The 5,145-nt window shown below is 64.9% G+C and carries 5 protein-coding genes; 1 reads left to right on the forward strand and 4 read right to left on the reverse strand.

From position 1 onward, the window contains the following. Positions 1-205 precede the first annotated feature (205 nt). Positions 206-1,906, forward strand: coding sequence for an extracellular solute-binding protein (locus ACFFWD_RS36370; RefSeq protein ID WP_376973897.1), 1,701 nt, complete (start codon positions 206-208; stop codon positions 1,904-1,906). 158 nt (positions 1,907-2,064) lie between these two features. Here ACFFWD_RS36370 and ACFFWD_RS36375 read toward each other — a convergent pair whose 3' ends face one another. The 4 genes from ACFFWD_RS36375 to ACFFWD_RS36385 all read right to left on the reverse strand — a co-directional run. Beyond that, positions 2,065-2,859 (reverse strand): c-type cytochrome, encoded by a 795-nt coding sequence (locus ACFFWD_RS36375; RefSeq protein WP_376973899.1) that lies wholly within the window; start codon positions 2,857-2,859, stop codon positions 2,065-2,067. After that, a complete protein-coding gene (locus ACFFWD_RS45285; protein WP_446680538.1) occupies positions 2,790-3,260 on the reverse strand; it encodes a hypothetical protein in 471 nt (156 codons plus the stop codon). The genes ACFFWD_RS36375 and ACFFWD_RS45285 overlap by 70 nt, the downstream gene beginning before the upstream one ends. A 30-nt stretch (positions 3,261-3,290) precedes the next feature. After that, positions 3,291-4,199, reverse strand: coding sequence for an alpha/beta fold hydrolase (locus ACFFWD_RS36380; RefSeq protein WP_376973911.1), 909 nt, complete (start codon positions 4,197-4,199; stop codon positions 3,291-3,293). 51 nt (positions 4,200-4,250) lie between these two features. Beyond that, positions 4,251-5,145, reverse strand: an 895-nt coding sequence (locus ACFFWD_RS36385; protein ID WP_376973901.1) for a glutathione S-transferase family protein, incomplete at its 5' end; no start/stop codon positions are given.

The following is a 5,145-nucleotide window of genomic DNA, read 5'->3' on the forward strand; positions in this document are numbered from 1 at the left end:
GGAGGCATCGCGCAGTGCGGCGGTCAGGCTCGCGGATGCGGGCGTGGCCTATGTGCGATGAGTGAGCATGATCATGAGGTTGAGCACGAGCTTCATGAGCCTCGCCTCTTCGCCGGCGCCCAAATAGAAGCGCCTCGGTCCCAGCAGGCGATGAGATCGCCCACCTGCTTCTCGCCGCGTCGGCTCGCGGGCTGAGGGCGGCTCCATGAACGAGTACGAACTGCTACGGGTCATCGACTTCCTCGAGCGGACGCGCCGGCCTTATCTGCAGCACGTCGGGCCCGCGGAAACGGACCCGACGTGGAACATTCTCGTCATGCTGATCCGGCGCACGGTCAGCGGCCAGCTGGTGACAATCTCGTCGTTGGCGAACAGCGCGGGTGTGCCGTATGCGACGGCGCTTCGCCGCGTGCACAAGCTCATCGCCGAAGGCTGGATCATCAAGGTCCCGCGCACGACGTCCGGCAAGGCCTCGGCGCTCAAGCCGAGCGACCGACTGCTGCAGCAGTTCGAGGCTCACGCCCGCGACGTGAAGGTGCTGCTCGCGCACACCTTCGGATGGCGATCTTCGGACGAGACTGACGAGGACTTCTACTTCGGAGGGGGCGCGGCCGCAACGCCGGAACTGCCGCTCCTGACTGCGCGACTGAACAACGCCAGCCGCATCCGCTTCCTGCTGCACGACGACAACTACTTCGCCTCGATGCGCGACGTGTGGTCCGACTTCCGCAGCAATCTCGCCTCTCGCCGCGACTTCGAGCTGACGGGTCCGCTGGCGCGCCTGTATGAACGCCTCGTGGAGAACGCTGCGGCATCGCAGTCCTCCTTCGACGTGGTCGCGCTCAACTTTCCGTGGATCGGGGAGTTTGCTGCGCGCGGCCTGCTGCGTCCACTCGACGACATGATCCAGGCGGAGACGATCGACCCCGCCGACTTCCATCCGGAAGTGTGGCGCGGCGGGAGCTGGCGCGGGCGCCAGTACGCGGTTCCGATCTACATCACCGCGGAGGCGCTCGCGATACGGCGCGACTGGTTCGACGACGCGGGCATCGCGCCGCCCGGTACCTTCGCCGACGTCCTGCGCGCAGGCAAGGTGCTGCATGCGCCTGCTCGCGAACAGTACGGCGTGACGTGGAACGCCGCACGCGGCATGCCGATCGCGAGTGCCTTCATGTTCGCGATGGGATGCTGCGGCAGCGCAATCCTCAGCATGCCGAGGCGCGCGGGGGCCGTTTCGCTCGACGACCTGCAGGGCGAGACCATGCGACCCAATCTCGCCGGCAACGCCGCGGCGAGAGCAGCGCTCGACTACCTGCGCCAGCTGGTGAACCTGTCGCCACCGGGCGTCCTGGAATACGACTGGAACCGCAGCGTGGAGTGCTTCATCGGCGGGCACGCAGCCATGATCTACGTCTGGACCATGCGCGGCGCGCGTTTCGAGAGGGACCTCCATTCATCGGTCAAGCACCGCGTCGACTATCTGCCCCACCCAGCCGGGCCCGGCGGCCGGGCGATCTCGCCTCTGGGCGGGTTCCTGTTGGCGATACCAGCCAACATCGGCGAGGACAGGGCGAAGATGGCGTTCGAGGCCATCTCGTGGATGGCTTCGCCGAGCGCGATGAAGGCGCATGCGAAGAATGGCTTTCCGGTCGCGCCACGTTTTTCCGTCAGTGCCGACCCCGAGGTGGCGAGGAGCTCGCCCATCGTCCAGTTCGTCGACAGGCTTGCACGTCGCGACCAGTTGCACGGGTGGCAGCGCCCACCGGTGCCCGAGTACACGCACATCGAACGGATCCTTGGCGAAGAGATTCACGACGCGCTTTCAGGCGCCAAGGACGACGCGCAGGCGCTGCGAGCGGCGCAACAGAGGATCGACGCGCTGATGAGAGAAGCGGGCTACTACTGAATCCGGGCGAGGTCCATGCGCAGGCTGGCGAGACCCGGCTACCCGGTGGCAATGAATCGGTCCGCTCGCACGGCGTGCACCGGCGTTGCGCTCAAGCACGGCGCCCGTGATGCTGCCTTGATCATCGTTGCACCTGTCCGAGGTCGTCAGCTTACGCGTCAGAGAGTCAGCACGTACGCCACCACGTCGCCTTCATTCAGTGTGTTGGGATAGAGGCGAGGCATCGCGGCTCGCGGCTGCTCGATCTGCTGCTGGGTCTCCTCGGAAGAAAGCCGGCTCGCGATGCCCTTCAACGCCGGGCCCAGCCCTCCGCTGCCCGCCTGAACATGGCAGACGCTGCAGTAGCGACCGTACAGCTGCTTGCCGTGGCCCGCATCGCTGGGCTCCGCTGCTGACGCGTTGAGCATGGCAAGGCCGAAGATGAGCGCACCGATCGCGCGGGCGGTGGTGATGCGCATGCTCACAGCCGCCAGATCACGACGCTTGGCAAACCCGGCCCGCCGAAGGTGACGCGCGACACGTTGCCGGTCGTGGCGGCGACGTACTGCCTGCCGTTCACCTGGTAGGTGATGATTCCGCTGCCCAGCGCACCATCGAGCTTCTTCGATCACAGCAATTCGACACTGCGGAAGGCCAGCAAGTTGCCGGCGGTGTCGCCGGTGAATGTCATGCCGCGCAGTCTGCGTGACCGCTGCGACCACGGGCGCCTCGGTGTGGTACCTCCACTTCACCGCGCCGGGCTCCGCGTCCACCGCCGTGATCCAGCCCGAGGCCGGCGGATCGTTGACGGGGATGGGGGTGCCGCCGAAGCGCAGTTGCCCGCGCTCGTAGTCCGGCCCGGCGAGCTTGTGGATGGTGCACCAATCGACCGCGCCCACTAGGATCAGGTGATTCTCGACGTCGTAGGCCGGGCCGTTGCGTGCCGCCGATGAAACCGGGGCAGGCCTGGGCACCTTCGCTGGTCGCCTTGGGCGCTTCCTTGTACTGCGTCGTGACCGCCGTCTTGAAGAGGACATTGTGCGTGCCGCGGTCGACTGCGTGCAGGTAGCCGTCCTTGCCCGCCACCGCGGCACCACCACTTGAGGCCGCCCGTGCGCGCATTGAGCACGACGAGGGAATTGGTGAAGAGGTTGTCGCCCGGACGCTCGTCCGGCAGCATGTCGTGGGCCGGGTTGCCGACGCTCACGAACAGCTCGCCTTCGCGCACGTCAAGTGTGTAGGACGTCCAAGTCCCGCCACCGCCGACCGCCGTCGATCGGGCACCTTCCAGGTGTCGGCGCCGATCTCCTTGCCGGGCGGAATGGTGTTGAAGCACGCTCATCTCGCTGGCGGGCCAGAATGTTGAGCACGACATCGGCGGAGTGCTCGCAGTTGACGCGCCGCGTCATTGCAGGAAATTGACGACGAGTTCGACCGTGTAGACTGGATTTTCTTCCATTACCCAGTGGCCCGAATGCGGCACGACCGCCTCTTTCACATCCGTGGCTGCGAAGCGCATGACGGTGGCCATCATCGGACCGAAGGATTTCTCGCCGCCCACCGCCAGCACCGGCATGGTCAGCTTGCCCTTGGCGAGGAACGCCTTGTTGTCGATCGCGTCCTGATCAAACGCCTTGAACTGCTCGAAGCCGGAATGCATCGCGCCAGGACGGGCATAGAGTTCTGTATAGTGCTGGCGCGAGGCTTCATCGAATTTCCTCGGATCTGCGGAAAATTCGTTCCAGAAGCGGTCGAGGTAGATGCGTTCGCGGCCCTGGACCAGCCGTTCCATATCCGGACCGCCGAAGCGGAAGTGCCACAGCAGCGGGTTTTTCAGGACTTCCTCCCACGGACCCACGCCCGGCAGCGGCGCGTCGATCAGCACGAATTTACTGACTCGATCGGGATTTTCCGCCGCGAAGGCGAAGCCAACCATGTTGCCGATGTCGTGGGTGACGAGATCGACCTTGCCGATCTTCAGCGCGTCGAGCACGCCGGCGACGTCGCCGCCCTGGGTTTTCTTGTCGTAGCCGCCGGCTGGATGCGCGGACAGACCGATGCCCCGCAGGTCGGGCACGATCACCGTATGGTCACGCTGCAACGTGGCGGCGAGCGGTGCCCACATGTCGCCGGTCTCGCCATAGCCGTGCAGCAGCACCACCGCCGGTCCCTTGCCGCCAACCCGCACGAACATCTGCGTGCCGTTGGTTGAGATGGTCTCGGTTTTGAAGGCGGCCGGGAAAGGCTGCACCTGTGCAGACGCGGATGACGCCAGCACGAGGGCGACGAAGCCGGCAAAGATAGCTTTTCGCATTTGACGTCCTCCCTCTTCTGTTGCAGGTCGCAGAAGTGCGATCGGGACCAATCAAGCCGCCGATCGGGATGAAAGCCGCTGCTGCGAAAACGGCGTGCCCGCAATGGCCAGGTGCTCGCGCCCGTGCGCAGCGGTGAAATCAAGCAGAGGCCCGGCGGGTACGATTCCAGTTGGATTGATCGAGCGGTGGCTCTCGTAATAGTGCCGCCGGATATGTTCGAAATTCACCGTCGCGGCGATGCCGGGCCATTGATAAATGTCGCGCGTGTAGGCCGACAGATTGGGATAGTCAGCGATGTGGCGGATGTTGCACTTGAAGTGCCCGGCATAAACCGCGTCGAAGCGGATCAACGTCGTGAACAGGCGGATGTCGGCTTCGGTCAGTCTGTCGCCGAACAGAAACCTGCGGTCGGCAAGCCGTTGCTCGAGCCAGTCGAGCGTATCGAACAGCGGGATGACGGCTTCTTCGTATGCTGCCTGCGTTGTCGCGAAACCAGCCTTGTAGACGCCGTTGTTCAGCGTGTCGTAGATACGGGCGTTGACCGTGTCGATCTCGCCGCGCAGTGCTTCCGGGTAGTAGTCCCCCGGCTTCGCGCCGATCGCGTCGAAGGCCGAGTTCAGCATGCGGATGATCTCGGACGATTCGTTGCTGACGATCGTGCGTGCGTGCTTGTCCCAGAGGACGGGAACGGTGACGCGTCCGGTGTAGTACGGATCGGCCGCGCTATAGATCTGATGCATGAACTGCGCATGGTAGACAGTGTCCGGGACGACGCCCGGGCCGTCCGCGAAGGTCCAGCCGTTCTCAAGCATCAACCAGTGCACTACCGAGACCGAGATCATGTCCTCGAGGCCTTTGAGCGCGCGCATGATCAGCGTGCGGTGCGCCCACGGGCAGGCGAGACTGACGTAGAGATGGTAGCGGCCGGCTTCCGCCTTGAAGCCG

The organism is Bradyrhizobium erythrophlei, from assembly GCF_042430365.1.
GTDB lineage: Bacteria > Pseudomonadota > Alphaproteobacteria > Rhizobiales > Xanthobacteraceae > Bradyrhizobium > Bradyrhizobium erythrophlei.